This window comes from Achromobacter denitrificans NBRC 15125 (assembly GCF_001571365.1).
Classification (GTDB): Bacteria; Pseudomonadota; Gammaproteobacteria; order Burkholderiales; family Burkholderiaceae_B; genus Achromobacter; species Achromobacter denitrificans.
Genome location: NZ_BCTQ01000006.1, coordinates 105513 through 119766 on the forward strand (window position 1 = coordinate 105513; position 14254 = coordinate 119766).

A 14254-nucleotide genomic window follows, 5' to 3' on the forward strand; every position below is an offset into this window, starting at 1 on the left:
CTTGAACGGGATGCTAGGGACAGCGCTCGCTAGTTGTCTAACGAATTGTTATTCTGGAAGCTAGAAAAAAAACTCATAGTTGAGCGGGGATGCGGGCATGAACCTCAAGCAGCTCGAACATCTGTTGGCCGTGGCCGAAGCGGGATCCTTCAGCCGCGCGGCCGAACGCCTGCACCTGACCCAGTCCGCGCTCAGCCGCAGCATCCGGATACTGGAAGAGGACCTGGGGGCGCGGCTGCTGGACCGCATGGGCAAGCGCACGGAACTGACCCCGCTGGGCCTGACCGTCGCCGGCCGCGCCCGGCGCATCCTGTTTGAATCGGGCGAGCTGCGCCGCAGCGCGGAACTGCTGACGCAGGGAGACCGGGGCAGCGTGAGCATCGGGTTGGGGTCGGGGCCGGGCGTCATGCTCATGACGCCGCTGCTGGCGCACGTGGCGCGGCACTATCCGCAGTTGCGGCTGGACTTGATGCGCGGCTCGCTGGAGGCGCACCTGGCGCTCCTGCGGCAGCGGCGCCTGGATGCGTTGATTGTCGATACCCGCGGCATCGTGCCCGCGGCCGACCTGCGCGTCGAACCCATCTCGCAGATGCGGGCCGGTTTCATCTGCCGCCGAGGCCATCCCCTGATGGGGGCGGCGCGGCCGGCGCGCTTCGCCGAGATCGCGGCCTATCCCCTGGCGTCCACCTTTCTGGCGGCCGATACCGGGCGGATCCTGATCGAGCATTTCGGTATCGAGGCGGACCCGCAGACCTCGATGCGCCTGCGTTGCGACGAGATCGGCAGCCTGCTTGAAGCCGTGCGCGTGTCCGACGCGATATTCCTGGGTATCGTGGGAGCGGCCCAGACCGGCATCGAGGCCGGGGAGTTGGCGGAGCTGCCGGTTGACCCGCCGCTGCGCAGCCATGCCCTGTTCGCGCTGGTGACCCTGACGGGCCGCACCGAAGCGCCCGCGATGGGGCTGCTGCGCGAATTCGTGGCCGAGCGGCTGCGCGACTGAACCGGGCCCGCGGGCCTCAGCGCTGCTTGCGGTAGGGCTCGTCCTCGACCACGAAGGTGGCCTCGGCCAGCGCGTCGCGCGTCCACTCCTGCATGGCGGGCAGCGCCAGCACCGCATCCATGTAGTCGCGCACCGGGCCGGCGGCCGCGATGCCGTAGGTGGTGAAGCGCGAGACCACCGGCGCGAAGAAGGCGTCGGCGATCGTGAACTCGCCGAACAGGAACGGCCCGCCCTGGCCGAATTCCGCGCGCGTATCGTGCCAGATGGCCTGCAGTCGCGAGATGTCCTGTTGCGCGGCCGGCGGGAAATCGATGCCGGGCAGGTGGGCCTCGACGTTCATGGGCAGCGCCTGGCGCATCGCGCCGAAGCCGCTGTGCATCTGCGCGGCGAGCGATCGCGCGCGGGCGCGGGCCTTTGCGTCCTGCGGCCACAGGCGGGCCTCGGGATGGCGCTCGGCAAGGTACTCGCAGATCGCCAGCGTGTCCCAGACCGCGAATTCGCCGTCCAGCAGCACCGGCACCAGGCCCGCCGGCGACACCGCGCCGACGCGGCGGGTGAACTCCTCGGTGAAGAAGCCGAGCTTCTGTTCGGTGAAGGGGATGCCCGCGACGCACAGGGCGATCCACGGGCGCAGGGACCAGGACGAGTAGTTCTTGTTGCCGATGATCAGGGTGTACATGGCGCTATCCCTTACGCGTTGAGAGTGCGGGCTGCTGGTCCGGCGCGCGGCGCAGCAGCTTGCCCAGGTATTGGCCGGTATGGCTGGCCTCGGTCGCCGCGACGTCTTCCGGCGTGCCCTGCGCCACGACGCGGCCGCCGCCGTCCCCGCCTTCGGGGCCCATGTCGACGACCCAGTCGGCGGTCTTGATGACGTCCAGGTTGTGCTCGATGATCAGGACCGTGTTGCCGCTGTCGACCAGTTGGTTCAGGACCTGCAGGAGCAGTTCGATATCCCGGAAATGCAGGCCCGTCGTCGGTTCGTCCAGGATGTACAGCGTGCGGCCGGTGCTGCGGCGGGACAATTCCTGCGAGAGCTTCACGCGCTGCGCCTCGCCGCCGGACAGGGTGGTGGCGCTCTGGCCCAGGCGGATGTACGACAGACCCACGTCGATGAGCGTGTGCAGCTTGCGCGCGATGGCCGGCACGGACTCGAAGTATTCGAGCGCCTGTTCCACCGTCAGGTCCAGCACTTCGCTGATATTGCGGCCGCGGTAGCGGATCTCCAGTGTTTCGCGGTTGTAGCGCTTGCCGTGGCAGACGTCGCAAGGCACGTACATGTCCGGCAGGAAGTGCATTTCGACCTTGACCACGCCGTCGCCCTGGCAGGCCTCGCAGCGCCCGCCCTTGACGTTGAAGCTGAAGCGCCCGGGGTCGTAGCCGCGGGTCCGCGCCTCGGGCACGCCTGCGAAGAGCTCGCGGATGGGCGTGAACAGGCCGGTATAGGTGGCGGGATTGCTGCGCGGCGTGCGGCCGATGGGGCTCTGGTCCACGCTGATGATCTTGTCGAAATTCTCCAGCCCCTGCATCGATACGTAGGGGGCGGGCTCGCTCTGCGCGTGATGCAGCTGGCGCGATACGGCGACGGCCAGCGTGTCGTTGACGAGGGTGGACTTGCCCGATCCCGAAACGCCGGTGACGCAGACCAGGCGGCCCGACGGGATGCGCAGATCCACGTTCTTCAGGTTGTTGCCGCTGGCGCCCGACAAGACCAGCCAGGGCAGCTCGTCGTCGACCGGGCGACGCGCCGGAATCGCGATGGCGCGCGCGCCGCTCAGGTACTGGCCGGTCAGCGAGGCGGGATCGCGCTGCACGGCTTCCGGATCGCCTTGCGCCACGACTTCCCCGCCGTGCTCGCCGGCGCCCGGCCCCATGTCCACGACCCAGTCCGCCATGCGGATCATGTCTTCGTCGTGCTCGACGACGATGACGCTGTTGCCGAGGTCGCGCAGGTGCTGCAAGGTGCCGATGAGGCGGTCGTTGTCGCGCTGGTGCAGGCCGATGGAGGGCTCGTCCAGGACGTACATCACGCCGGTCAGGCCCGAGCCGATCTGGCTGGCCAGGCGGATGCGCTGCGCCTCGCCGCCGGAGATGGTGTCGGCGCTGCGGTCCAGCGAGAGGTAGTTCAGGCCCACGTTGTTCAGGAAGCTCAGGCGCGCCTCGATCTCGCGCACGATGCGCTGCGCGATTTCCTGCTTGGCGCCGGTCAGGCTGAGTTCGCGGAACCAGGACAGGCAGGTCGACAGCGGCATCGCCTCGACTTCATAGATGGCCTGGCCGTGGCGCTCGCCGCCGCGCGGATCCTGGCCGATGAGCACGTTGCGCGCTTCGGGCCGCAGGCGCGAGCCGGCGCAGTCCGGGCAGGTCTTGATGTTGCGGTACTTGCCCAGCTCTTCGCGCACGGTGGCCGAATCGGTCTCGCGCCAGCGGCGTTCGAGGTTGGGGATGACGCCCTCGAAAGTGTGACGCTTGACGGTGCTGCGGCCTTTTTCGTTCAGGTAGAGGAACGAGATCTCCTCTTCGCCGGAGCCGTACAGCACTTTTTCGCGCAGCGCTTCCGGAAGCTCCTCGAAGGGCGCCTCGATGTCGAATTCGTAGTGGGCCGCCAGGCTGGTCAGCAGCGAGTGGGTGAACGCGTTGCGGCGGTCCCAGCCGCGGATGGCGCCGGCAGCCAGGCTCAGTTCCGGGAAGGCGACCACGCGCTTGGGATCGAAGAACCCCACCTGGCCGATGCCGTCGCAGCTGGGGCAGGCGCCCATGGGGTTGTTGAAGCTGAACAAACGGGGTTCCAGCTCCGGCAGGCTGTGGCTGCACACCGGGCAGGCATAGCGGCTGGAGAAGACCTGCTCGCGTCCGCCGTCCATGTCCAGCGCCAGGGCGCGGCCGTCGGCCAGCTGCAGGGCGGTTTCGAAGCTCTCCGCCAGCCGCTGCTTGCTTTCGGGCTTGATGCGCAGCCGGTCGATCACGACGTCGATGTCGTGCTTCTCGGTTTTCTTCAGCGGCGCCATGCCGTCGATTTCCATCAACTGGCCGTCGACGCGCAGCCGCACGTAGCCCTGGGCCTGCAGGCTGGCGCATTCGTCCTCGAAACTGCCTTTCTTGCCGCGCGCGATCGGCGCCAGCACGGCCAGACGGGTTTCGGGCGCCCAGGCCAGCACCGCGTCCACCATCTGGCTGACGCTTTGCGCCTGCAGCGGCAGGCCGTGGTCCGGGCAATAGGGGGTGCCGACCCGCGCGTACAGGAGGCGCAGGTAGTCGTGGATCTCGGTAATGGTGCCGACGGTGGAACGCGGGTTGTGTCCGGCCGCCTTCTGCTCGATCGAGATGGCCGGCGACAGGCCTTCGATCAGGTCCACGTCCGGCTTGTCCATCAGTTGCAGGAATTGCCGGGCGTAGGCGGAAAGGCTTTCCACGTAGCGCCGTTGGCCCTCCGCGTACAGGGTGTCGAACGCCAGGGACGACTTGCCCGAGCCGGACAAGCCGGTGACGACCACCAGTTTGTGGCGGGGCAGGTCCAGCGAGACGTTCTTGAGATTGTGGGTGCGGGCACCCCGAATGCGTATCGCGTCCATCGGGCTCGTTAAGCGGTTGCAAAGGCCAACTTGGTACTATAGCGCGCCGAATCCCCCTGCGTTCGGGGCAGTCTTTCATCCCGGATTGGCCCAGGGGTGGCGCCGCACCGCCAAATCAGACCGTGAGCGTATGACACCCACGCGCGCGAATAGCCTTAGTCATTGTTGAAATTTCCACATGCAGGCAGATAAAAAACTGAAATTGACCCCTTCCGAGCGTCGCGCCAGTGTGGCGCTGGCCGGCCTGTTCGCCGCGCGGATGCTGGGACTGTTCCTGTTGCTGCCGGTGTTCGCCGTGGCCGCCGCCGGCATGCCGGGCGGGGATGACCCGGCGCGGGTGGGGCTGGCGCTGGGCATGTACGGCCTGACCCAGGCGTTCATGCAGATCCCCTTCGGCCTGGCGTCCGACCGCTGGGGGCGCCGTCCCGTGGTGCTGTTCGGGCTGCTGCTGTTCGTCGCGGGCAGCGTCGTCTGTGCGCAGGCGACGGACGTCTACTGGATCACGATCGGCCGCGCCATCCAGGGCGCCGGCGCCATTTCCGCGGCGGTCACCGCGTGGCTGGCCGATGCCACCCGCGACGAGGTGCGCACCCGGGCCATGGCCATGGTGGGCGGCTCGATCGGGCTGTCCTTCGCCGTCTCGCTCGTCCTGTCCCCCGTCCTGGTGGGCTGGTGGGGCCTCTCGGGCCTGTTCTGGACCATCGCCTGCCTGGGCGTCATCTGCCTGGGCGTGGCGCGCTGGGTGGTGCCGGTGGTGCCCCGGACCCAGGCCCGCACCATGCAGGCGGCCCGGCCGAGGGAAGTCCTGACCCATCGCGACCTGCTGCGCCTGAATTTCGGCGTTTTCGTGCTGCACCTGATCCAGGTGTCGCTGTTCGTGGTGGTGCCCGCGCTGCTGGCGAAGGTCGGCGGGCTGGACGCGCGCGAGCTCTGGAAGGTCTATCTGCCGGTCATCCTGGTGTCGTTCGTGCTGATGGTGCCAGTGGTGTTCATTGCCGAAAAGCGCCGCGCCCACCGCGGCGCCCTGCGCGCGGCCGTCGCCGGGCTGATCGTGGTGTGCGCCCTGTTGCCCGCCGCCAGCCACGGTTTCTACACGCTGGCCATCGCCTTGACGGGCTTTTTCGTGGCCTTCAATGTGCTGGAGGCCCTGCAGCCGTCCCTGGTGTCGCGGGTGGCGCCGCAAGCCTACAAGGGGCTGGCGCTGGGGTTCTACAACACCGCCCAGGCCGCCGGCCTGTTCGCCGGGGGCGCGCTGGGCGGCTGGCTGGCCGCGCATTCGGGTTCCAGCGCGGTATTCGTGGCCGCGGCGGTGCTGTCCGCGGTCTGGCTGGCCGTCACCTGGGCGCTGCGGCCGCTGGCATGAACCGGCGCGGCGTCAGGGCGTCCTGGGCCGGAAAAAGCGCGGATCGCGCCTCCAACGGCGCTTAACAGCCGCCAAATCGGAGGGCGGGGCGGCCGGTTTTGTCACTATTTCCGTTTGGCGCGACAGCCCCTTTTCGTCGATAATACATACCAAATCTAGGGCTTCACCCGGCGTCGCCGGTCATCATGACGATGACCGGCGTGTTTCATGAAGCCGGTCTTCAACATCGCTTTTATGTTGTTGCCGGCGCGTCCGCGGCAACGCACAGGCGCAGGCTGTCAACAACAGAGGGACAACGGCATGGCATCGGTTAACAAAGTCATACTCGTGGGCAATCTGGGACGCGACCCGGAAGTCCGCTATAGCCCCGACGGGGCGGCAATCTGCAATATGTCCATTGCCACCACCTCCACCTGGAAAGACAAGGCGTCGGGCGAACGCCGCGAAGAAACGGAATGGCACCGCGTCGTCATGTACAACCGCCTGGCCGAAATCGCCGGCGAATACCTGAAGAAGGGCCGTTCGGTCTACATCGAAGGCCGCCTGAAGACGCGCAAGTGGCAAGACAAGGACACCGGCGCTGACCGCTACAGCACCGAAATCGTCGCCGACCAGATGCAGATGCTGGGCGGCCGCGAAGACGGCGGCGGCGGTGGCGCCAGCTACGGTGGTGGCGGCGGCTACGACGACGCGCCGCGCCAGCAGCGCGCGCCGGCGCAGCGCCCGGCGCCCCAGCAGCGCCCGGCTCCCGCGGCGGCTCCGGCCAGCAGCGGCGCCAACCTGGCGGACATGGACGACGACATTCCGTTCTGATCGCCGCGGCTCCGCTTGCAGAAAACCCACAGTCTTCGGCTGTGGGTTTTTTTTCGCCGTCTCGCGGCGGACCCGCGCAATCGGCCGTTTCCGACGGGAAGATTCATCAAAACAGGATAAGATTCGCCCTGTCACAATTTATTGCATGGGGCGGCTTCGCGCGCCCTCAGTCGAAATGGTGCGTTCCATTCTTGGGGCGGCAGGCCTCAAAGTCGAGCTCAAGACCGAATTGAGCGTCAATACGACTTCGCGCGCCCGCTTGGGCCCGGCCGAATTGCAGGCCCGGCTGCGCCAGCGGCGGTCGACCGCCTATGTCGAGGCCATGACGCGGCTCGACGCGGGTGGCCACGTGCACAGCAAGACGGCCACGGACGCACTCATGGAGGCGATCCGGCAGGAGTTTCCCGACGTGCAGATCGAGGGCTGGCCGGTGGGCATCATCGCCAAGTGCTTTCTGGGCGCTCCCTACGAGGTCCATACCCTGGACTGCACCGGCAGCATCATCCAGCATTTCAAGGGCGGCGAGACCTTGCCGCAGGGCATGGAACGGGCCCAGTCGCTGGCACGCAGCGACCATTACGCATTCATCGAGGTCTATACCGATAAATTGATCGCCGTGGGCGTCAATGGTCAGACCGCCATCATCGCAAACTGAGTAGTCAAACATGGCAGATCGCGTTATCCAGACAGCGGACCTGAGCAACATCCTGGGGTCGCTGCGCGGCTTGCAGGGCGATATCGGCACGGTATCGGACCAGGTGGGCTCGGTGGGCCGGGAACTGAACCAGACGCGTGCCGAGCTGTCGCGCCTGGAGCAGGCTTTCGCCGATTTCGTGGCATCCGACCTGAAGGCCAAGGAGCTGTCGCTCGCCGAAACCCGGCAGGTGAAGGTGCGCCAGGAACTGGACACGACCTACGAGTACTACGGCATTGTGCGGCGCCAGGCGACCGGCATCCTGCAGGCCTCGGACATCCAGCTAGTGCGTACCGAGACGCTGCGCAGCGCGACTGAAGAACTGATGATTTCGGCGCCGCGATACTGGCTCGCGCCGGCGCTGGTGGCGCTGTCGGCCTGGCTGGGCGACAACCGCGAGCTCGCCGAGCGCGCGCTCAGCGAAGCCATTCGCCGCGACGACGAGAAGACCTCGCTGTTCTTTGCCCTGATCGCCCGCCGCGCCGGCCGCAACGAACTCAACCGCAGCTGGCTGGACCGGTATTTCGGCCTGCAGAATCCGTTCAAGCTCGATCGCCAGACGGTGGTCATGGTCGATGCGCTGGCCAACGGCGTGTTCGGCGCGGAAGTTGCCCTGCATTGCAGCAAGCGCATCACCGACTGGATCGACGAACTGTCGGCCCAGGCCGGTTTCGTCGAGACGCAACGCGCCCAATGGGGACGCGCGCTGCTCTCGAAAGCGCCCAACGAGGACCATGGCAACCGATATACGCACCTCAAGCGCCTGAGCCCGACGTGGCCGGAGCTCAATCAGGCCATCAATGGGGTGGCCATGCATGCCGCCGTGCTGGCGCACTTCGAGGGCGTGTTCCAGGGGGCGATCCGCCCCGCGGCCAGCGTGCTGGTCGCGGTCGACGACTTGCTGAGCAAACTGGTCACGCGCTTCGACGACGAAGAGCTGCCGCTGCGGCGCCAGGAAGAGCTGTGCCGCCTCATCATCGAGGAAGGCGGCAACCGCCGCGTGGCGCAGGAGCGTTTCGACCTGCAGAGCGCAACGTTGGACGAGGAGGTCGACTTCACCCAACTGCTTACCAACGCGGCCATGCATCCCGAGGTTTCTCACGTGACTCGCGCCACGCAGCGGTTCGCCGTGGCGCACTCGCGCGATTGGATCCTGGACGGCCATGCCGACGTGACCGCCAAGGCGCGCATGGCCGTGCCGGCCGACGTGCACGTCGACATCGAAGGATGGCAAGGCATTACGCAGAACGGCGACAACGAAGCCCAGCTGCTGCGCAGCCTGGAGGACGAACTCGCCGCGCGCGAGGCCCGCGATCTGGCGACCATCAAGTTCTCGGCCAAGCACTGGCTGGGCGTGGCGCTGAGCGTGGGGCTCATCCTGAGCGCCGCGAGCGCCGGCATGGTGCCTCTGCTGTTGGGCGGCGCCGGCCTGATCTGGGTCTATCTCGCGCACCGCCAGATGGAAACCCAGCGCAAGACGATCAAGGCCAACTATGCCAAGCTGCGCCAACAGGCCGGCGATGCGCTGCGCGCATGCCTGGCCGAGGTGGTGGAACTGCGCCGCGATATCGCGGCCCGGGACGCGATCTCGGCCCAGGTAGTCCAGCTGCTCGAAGGCATCAGCCCCGAACAGCACGTGCTCTCTTCGCATGATTCGGTGCGCCGCGTCATGGTCCAGGCTTAAGGAACGAATGATGATTCGCCAGATTTCCCCGGGCCCCGCGCTCACGCCCGAACCGCAGCCCGCCGCGGCCGCCACCCCCGCCGCCGAGGCGGCAACCGCCGCTGCCGCCTCGCCCGCGCCCGCCGACGTGCGCGACGCGCTGGCGGGAGCGCTGCCGGCGTGGGACCTGTTGCCCGCTTCGCCCTTCATCCGCCGCGTCAAGTGAGCGCCGGGCCCGCGCTCATCGAGCCGCCGCGCAGCTACGCGCAGTGGTCTGCCTGCCTGGATCGTCTGTCGGAAGGGGTGTGCGACGAGGCTTGCCTGGATGCGATGCGCGCCGGCGATCTCACTGCCAGCGGCGGTGTGGTCACGCTGTTTTCACAGCGTCTGGTGGATGAGTTCAACGCGCGCCTGACGCGCTGCTCGGAGCACCTGACCCGCGACCTGCGCTTGGGCGGCGAGGAAAGCCTGATCGTGCGCGCCATCCTGAATGCCCGCAAGCAGCTGACCTTCCTGCACCGCCTCGCGCAGGTCGAGAACTTTCCCGTCACGCTGCGCATGCACCTGGCCGACGAAGTGCGCAAATTCGCGCAGCGCGCGCAGCAGTCGCTGGAAGATAGCGCCAAGGCCGACCGCAGCGGCCGCCTTCCGATCCTGCTGCGCAACAACCCGCTGGTACGCTACGACACGGCTGTGTTCGGCGCGTCCGCGCCTGCGGCGGCGATGCCGGGCATGGCCGCCTCCGCGCCCGCGCAGCCTTCTATTACGCAAGCCGGCGCGCGCCGGCGCAACATCATTCTCTGACATCGACCCATGAGCGACACGACCGACTTCAAGGCCACGCTGACGCGCTACCTCAAGGCCCGCATTCCCTTTATTTCGATCCGCAGCGCCGAGCGCAGCCGGGTGCTGGAACTGTTGCGCGAGGTGGTGGCGCCGCTCAATGCGCCGGTGTTCGTGCACACGCTGTCGCAGGGTACGCGCGAGCTCGCCACCGGCCGGAGCGTGAACGAAGACCGTTCGGTCACGGGCGCGGTCGACTTCGCGAGCCAGCAGTTCGCGCAGCGCCAGAACCTGTCCTGCGTGCTGACCGAGATCTCGGACATCGAAGACGACACGGCGTCCGCGCGCCACCTGCTCGACGTCGTGATGCTGGCTGCCGAGCACAGCGGCGTGGTCATCGTGATCACCACCAAGCCGGTGTGGGGCCAGCTGCAACGGGCCGGCATGGCGCTGACGCTCTCCGCGCCGAGCGAGGACGAGATGTACGCGATCATCCACGAAACGCTGGAGGCGTACCGCGGCCACTTCCAGATCGAGTGGGACGCCGATGACGAGCGCCGGGCCGCCGCGATTCTCGCGGGCCTCTCGCGCATCGAGGCCGAGAACATCATCGCCACATTGCTGGCCAATGGCCGCATCGCCAAGAGCGATATGGTGGAACTCATGCACGCCAAGGACCGCATCTTTGCCGACATCAGCGGCATCGAGCGCGTGTCGGTGCGGGGCAACGAGCTGAGCGTGGGCGGCCTGGGCGGCCTGAAGGCCTGGCTCGACAAGGAGCGTCCGCTCCTGACCGCCGACCTGCGCGAGCGCGGCATCCGCCCGCCGCGAGGCGTGCTGCTCGTGGGCGTGCCGGGCTGCGGCAAGTCGTTGTCGGCCAAGGCCATCGCGGCAAGCTGGAGCCTGCCCCTGTATCGCCTGGACCTGTCCACGATCCATGGGCAGTATCTCGGCCAGAGCGAGTCGCGCCTGAAGGATGCGCTCGCCACGGCGGACCATGTGTCGCCCTGCATCCTCTGGATAGACGAGATCGAGAAGGGCCTGGCCGGCGCCCAGGGTTCGGGCGACGGCGGCACATCGACCCGGCTGGTGGGGCAGTTCCTCTATTGGCTGCAGGAGGCGCGGGCGCGGGTCTTCGTGGTTGCCACCGCCAACGACGTGTCCAAATTACCGCCCGAGCTGCTGCGCCGCGGCCGATTCGACGAACTGTTCTTCGTGGACTTGCCGACCCCGCAGGAGCGTCACGAGATTATCGATATCTACGTCAAGCGCGGCCTGAAGGCCGCGCAGCCGCAGGCCTTGATGGATGAACTGGTGGAGTTGTCCGACGGCTTTGCCGGCTCGGACCTGGAGGCCGCCGTCCGCGAGGTCGTCAAGGAGGCCTATCTCAATGGCGACGCGGCCGCCACGCCCGAACTGTTCCGCGACAGCTTCCGCAACGTGGTGCCCTTGTCGAAGACCGCGCCGGAGCAGATCGAGAATATCCGTGCCTGGGGCCGCGAACGCGCGGTGCCGGCCTCCGGCCAGCCCATCGGCACGGCCATTGCCCCGACCCGGCCGCGGCGGCAAGTGCTGGGCTGAGGGACTTCCCGCGGCTCAAGCGCGCCCACGGCCACGCCTCATTCCTGACTGACGACACCAGCCCTCGGGCGGCGCCACGTGAATTCGTGGCGCCGCCCGAGGGCTGGTGTCCGGCCCGTTCGTTGCACGCGGGTGGGGGCTACCGGTGAGGACCAAACGCAGGAGAGAAATATTTGGTTTCAAAACTCCGCTTGGTCTATCTATCTAGTAGTAGGTAAGATTCATCCATCGACGCAGCGAACCCAACTTCCAACGCCGCCGCCGACAACAGAAATACAGTAGTCCGCTTTTTTATTTGCCTAGTTATCTACCTATAAGTAGATAGTTTATCCGAAACACACACTCATCTTTATCTGGAGATCGACCATGAAGACCCTCGTATCCGCCCTGATCCTGTCCGCTTCGTTCATCGGCGCCGCTCAAGCCGGCGAACTGGACTATCCGCCCGCCCTGAACACCCAAAGCACGGTGACCCGCGCCCAGGTGCAGCAGGAACTGGCCGCCGCCCGTGCCAACGGTGAACTGGTGTCCGGTGAAGAAGGCTACGCCGCCACCACCTTTGCCTCCAGCGCCGACAAGACCCGCGCCCAAGTGCAACGCGAACTGGCTGCCGCCCGCGCCCAGGGCCTGACCGAGAGCGCCGAACTGGCTTACCCGCCCGTGCAAGGCTGATTTTTTTTCCCCAAGCATCTATCTACACATAGATAGCAACTCGAACATCGAAATACTGCATACCCCTTTCCGGAGATTGACCATGAAGACCCTCGTATCCGCCCTGATCCTGTCCGCTTCGTTCATCGGTGCCGCCCAAGCCGGCGAACTGGACTATCCGCCTCCCCTGAACACCCAGAGCACGGTAACCCGCGCCCAGGTGCTGCAGGAGCTGGCCGCCGCCCGCGCCAACGGCGAGCTGGTGTCCGGTGAAGAAGGTTATGCCGCGACCGCGTTCGCCCATGCCGGCGACAAGACCCGCGGCCAGGTGCAGCAAGAACTGGCCGCCGCTCGCGCTCACGGCCTGACCGACAGCGGTGAACTGGATTACCCGCCCGTGCAAGGCTGATGATGCCGACGCATGCGGGCCCCGGGGGGCGGGACTTTCCCGGCCGGGGCCCGCGCGGGCGTTCTGGCGCCCTTGAACGCGCTGAAACCGATGACGGACCGACCTATTAGTAGGTAATATTCAGCCATGGACACTCCGACTCCCAGCACCACTCGCGAACTGCTTCTGGCCCACGCCGAGAAGCTGATCCGAACGCGCGGATGCAACGGCTTCAGCTACCGCGACCTGGCCGAGCACGTGGGCGTGAAGACGTCCAGCATCCACTATTACTTTCCGGGCAAGGACGACCTGCTCTACGAGGCTGTCGAAGCCTACAGCGCGCGCGCCCTGGGCGCGGTGCGCGGCATCGACACCACGAAGCCCGCGCAGGCGCAGCTCGACGAATACCTGTCGCTGATGGAATCGCGCGCTTGCGGTTCGGGCGAACTCTGTCTGGGCGGCATGCTGGCCGCCGAGGTCAATTCCCTGCCCGATCGGGTGCGCGGCGCGCTGCAAGGCTTTTTCCGCGCGCATGAGGCCTGGCTGGCCCGCGTGCTGGCCGAAGGCGCGGCCCAGGGCACGATGAAATTTTCCGGCACGCCCGAGGCGGCCGGCCGCGCGGTGTTTGCCACCGTGCAGGGCTGCATCCTGGTGTCGCGCCTGTTCCAGCAGCCCGCAGCGCTGTGCGAGGCGATCGGCGCCCTGTACGTGCAGTGCGACGGGAAGGACGGCAAGGCCGGCTGACCCGCCCGATGCTGATCCGAACCGACGGCCGCCCTGCATGACGCAGGCGGCCGTTGCGTTTTGGGGGACGGGCGTTCAGCGGTCGGGCGCGAGCAGGGCGCGCGCCATGTCGACGCTGGTGCGCTGTTGCACGCCGAGATCCCGCATGCGCTGCTGGAACGCCGTCTGCGCTTCGCCGAAGCCGGCGACGGGGCTCATGCAATCCGTCAGCAGCACCAGCCGGGACAGATCGCGGCCAGGCAGGTGTTCGGCCATGTGCTCGACCGTGGCCTTGACGCAATGGCTGCCGGCCTCGCCGGCGATCAGGATGAGTTCGGCGCGGTCCAGCGCATCCAGCAAGCCGCGGTTGAGCTGGCTGCGGGGATCGTCGGCGTCGGGCACCTCGGCCATCAGGGCGCTGTAGTGCTCCGTCCAGGGGTTGGTGCCCTTGGGCACCTTGCGCACGATGAACTGGCGGTCGTCTTCCCAGCGGCTGTAGGCCGCGCGCACGTCCGCGTGCACGTTGTGGCCCCAGGTGCCGATCTCGCAATGCACGGGCCAGACCATCAGCGTGTAGCGGCCGCGCGCCTCCAATTCGTCGAGATAGGTCAAGGTGCGCGGGAGGTCGTCGGCATGGCGCGGCCGGAATCTGCCCCCGCGGACCTGCGCCGCGGTGATCTGCGTGAACGGCGCAACCGCCTGCCCCTCGCCGTCGCTCCAGAAGGTGGGGTGCGCGATGTCCAGCCGATGGTGCGAATCCAGCGTGACCGTGATGGAGGTGAGGGCGAACGCCGTGGCGTCGATGAAGCGCGCCAGCCGCTGCATGTCGTCGTGCGCGCCCGCGACCGGCAGGGCGGGCGCGTGGCGATCGCCCGTGAGCGGGTCCGTCGGCAGGTAGGCCTGCGGGAGGTCGCAGAAGTCATTCTGCGGGTCGATGATCAGGAGATGACTGGATCGCGGCATGACAGCGTTCGGGGGAGGCGAACTGGAAATATAGAACGGGATGGCCATGGCAATCTAGAAAAG

At 67.2% G+C, this 14254-nt stretch carries 14 protein-coding genes; 11 read left to right on the forward strand and 3 right to left on the reverse strand.

The window, feature by feature from the left end; genetic code table 11:
- The first annotated feature begins 97 nt into the window (after positions 1-97).
- A complete protein-coding gene (locus ADE01S_RS07290) occupies positions 98-1000 on the forward strand; it encodes a LysR family transcriptional regulator (protein WP_062680935.1) in 903 nt (300 codons plus the stop codon).
- A gap of 16 nt (positions 1001-1016) precedes the next feature.
- On the opposite strand, the gene ADE01S_RS07295 is transcribed toward ADE01S_RS07290, so the two are convergent.
- Entirely contained in the window at positions 1017-1679 is a 663-nt protein-coding gene (locus ADE01S_RS07295) for a glutathione S-transferase family protein (RefSeq protein WP_062680937.1), read from the reverse strand.
- 4 nt (positions 1680-1683) lie between these two features.
- A complete protein-coding gene (gene uvrA / locus ADE01S_RS07300; protein ID WP_062680939.1) occupies positions 1684-4569 on the reverse strand; it encodes an excinuclease ABC subunit UvrA in 2886 nt (961 codons plus the stop codon).
- A 178-nt stretch (positions 4570-4747) separates the two neighbouring features.
- Between uvrA and ADE01S_RS07305 the strand changes: the two genes are divergently transcribed.
- The 10 genes from ADE01S_RS07305 (at position 4748) to ADE01S_RS07350 (ending at position 13249) form a co-directional block, all read left to right on the forward strand.
- A complete protein-coding gene (locus ADE01S_RS07305) occupies positions 4748-5932 on the forward strand; it encodes an MFS transporter (protein ID WP_062680941.1) in 1185 nt (394 codons plus the stop codon).
- Positions 5933-6232: 300 nt separating this feature from the next.
- On the forward strand, positions 6233-6745 hold the full coding sequence (ssb, locus tag ADE01S_RS07310; RefSeq protein ID WP_062680943.1) for a single-stranded DNA-binding protein: 513 nt from the start codon (positions 6233-6235) through the stop codon (positions 6743-6745).
- A gap of 175 nt (positions 6746-6920) precedes the next feature.
- Complete coding sequence (locus tag ADE01S_RS07315; protein ID WP_062680945.1) at positions 6921-7400, forward strand: hypothetical protein; 480 nt, start codon at positions 6921-6923, stop codon at positions 7398-7400.
- Between the two features lie 10 nt (positions 7401-7410).
- Positions 7411-9123: a hypothetical protein gene (locus tag ADE01S_RS07320; RefSeq protein ID WP_062680946.1), complete on the forward strand. Its 1713-nt coding sequence runs from the start codon at positions 7411-7413 to the stop codon at positions 9121-9123.
- A 7-nt stretch (positions 9124-9130) separates the two neighbouring features.
- Positions 9131-9328, forward strand: a complete 198-nt coding sequence (locus tag ADE01S_RS07325) for a hypothetical protein (RefSeq protein ID WP_062680949.1) — start codon at positions 9131-9133, stop codon at positions 9326-9328.
- On the forward strand, positions 9325-9906 hold the full coding sequence (locus ADE01S_RS07330) for a hypothetical protein (protein ID WP_131828763.1): 582 nt from the start codon (positions 9325-9327) through the stop codon (positions 9904-9906). Before ADE01S_RS07325 ends, ADE01S_RS07330 begins: the two co-directional genes overlap by 4 nt.
- Positions 9907-9915: 9 nt before the next feature.
- Positions 9916-11466, forward strand: coding sequence for an AAA family ATPase (locus tag ADE01S_RS07335; protein WP_062680952.1), 1551 nt, complete (start codon positions 9916-9918; stop codon positions 11464-11466).
- A gap of 366 nt (positions 11467-11832) precedes the next feature.
- Complete coding sequence (locus ADE01S_RS07340; protein WP_062680954.1) at positions 11833-12138, forward strand: DUF4148 domain-containing protein; 306 nt, start codon at positions 11833-11835, stop codon at positions 12136-12138.
- A gap of 82 nt (positions 12139-12220) precedes the next feature.
- Entirely contained in the window at positions 12221-12526 is a 306-nt protein-coding gene (locus ADE01S_RS07345) for a DUF4148 domain-containing protein (RefSeq protein WP_062680956.1), read from the forward strand.
- Between the two features lie 126 nt (positions 12527-12652).
- Positions 12653-13249, forward strand: coding sequence for a TetR/AcrR family transcriptional regulator (locus ADE01S_RS07350; RefSeq protein WP_062680958.1), 597 nt, complete (start codon positions 12653-12655; stop codon positions 13247-13249).
- Positions 13250-13324: 75 nt separating this feature from the next.
- Here ADE01S_RS07350 and ADE01S_RS07355 read toward each other — a convergent pair whose 3' ends face one another.
- Positions 13325-14191, reverse strand: coding sequence for a cysteine hydrolase family protein (locus ADE01S_RS07355; protein WP_062680960.1), 867 nt, complete (start codon positions 14189-14191; stop codon positions 13325-13327).
- Positions 14192-14254: the final 63 nt, after the last annotated feature.

What these genes read in the sequence shown, in the direction of transcription:
- ADE01S_RS07290 (WP_062680935.1), top strand. Translation starts at nt 98, where the DNA reads ATGAACCTCAAGCAGCTCGAACATCTGTTGGCCGTGGCCGAAGCGGGA.
- ADE01S_RS07295 (WP_062680937.1), bottom strand. Translation starts at nt 1,679, where the DNA reads ATGTACACCCTGATCATCGGCAACAAGAACTACTCGTCCTGGTCCCTG.
- uvrA (WP_062680939.1), bottom strand. Translation starts at nt 4,569, where the DNA reads ATGGACGCGATACGCATTCGGGGTGCCCGCACCCACAATCTCAAGAAC.
- ADE01S_RS07305 (WP_062680941.1), top strand. Translation starts at nt 4,748, where the DNA reads ATGCAGGCAGATAAAAAACTGAAATTGACCCCTTCCGAGCGTCGCGCC.
- ssb (WP_062680943.1), top strand. Translation starts at nt 6,233, where the DNA reads ATGGCATCGGTTAACAAAGTCATACTCGTGGGCAATCTGGGACGCGAC.
- ADE01S_RS07315 (WP_062680945.1), top strand. Translation starts at nt 6,921, where the DNA reads ATGGTGCGTTCCATTCTTGGGGCGGCAGGCCTCAAAGTCGAGCTCAAG.
- ADE01S_RS07320 (WP_062680946.1), top strand. Translation starts at nt 7,411, where the DNA reads ATGGCAGATCGCGTTATCCAGACAGCGGACCTGAGCAACATCCTGGGG.
- ADE01S_RS07325 (WP_062680949.1), top strand. Translation starts at nt 9,131, where the DNA reads ATGATGATTCGCCAGATTTCCCCGGGCCCCGCGCTCACGCCCGAACCG.
- ADE01S_RS07335 (WP_062680952.1), top strand. Translation starts at nt 9,916, where the DNA reads ATGAGCGACACGACCGACTTCAAGGCCACGCTGACGCGCTACCTCAAG.
- ADE01S_RS07340 (WP_062680954.1), top strand. Translation starts at nt 11,833, where the DNA reads ATGAAGACCCTCGTATCCGCCCTGATCCTGTCCGCTTCGTTCATCGGC.
- ADE01S_RS07345 (WP_062680956.1), top strand. Translation starts at nt 12,221, where the DNA reads ATGAAGACCCTCGTATCCGCCCTGATCCTGTCCGCTTCGTTCATCGGT.
- ADE01S_RS07350 (WP_062680958.1), top strand. Translation starts at nt 12,653, where the DNA reads ATGGACACTCCGACTCCCAGCACCACTCGCGAACTGCTTCTGGCCCAC.
- ADE01S_RS07355 (WP_062680960.1), bottom strand. Translation starts at nt 14,191, where the DNA reads ATGCCGCGATCCAGTCATCTCCTGATCATCGACCCGCAGAATGACTTC.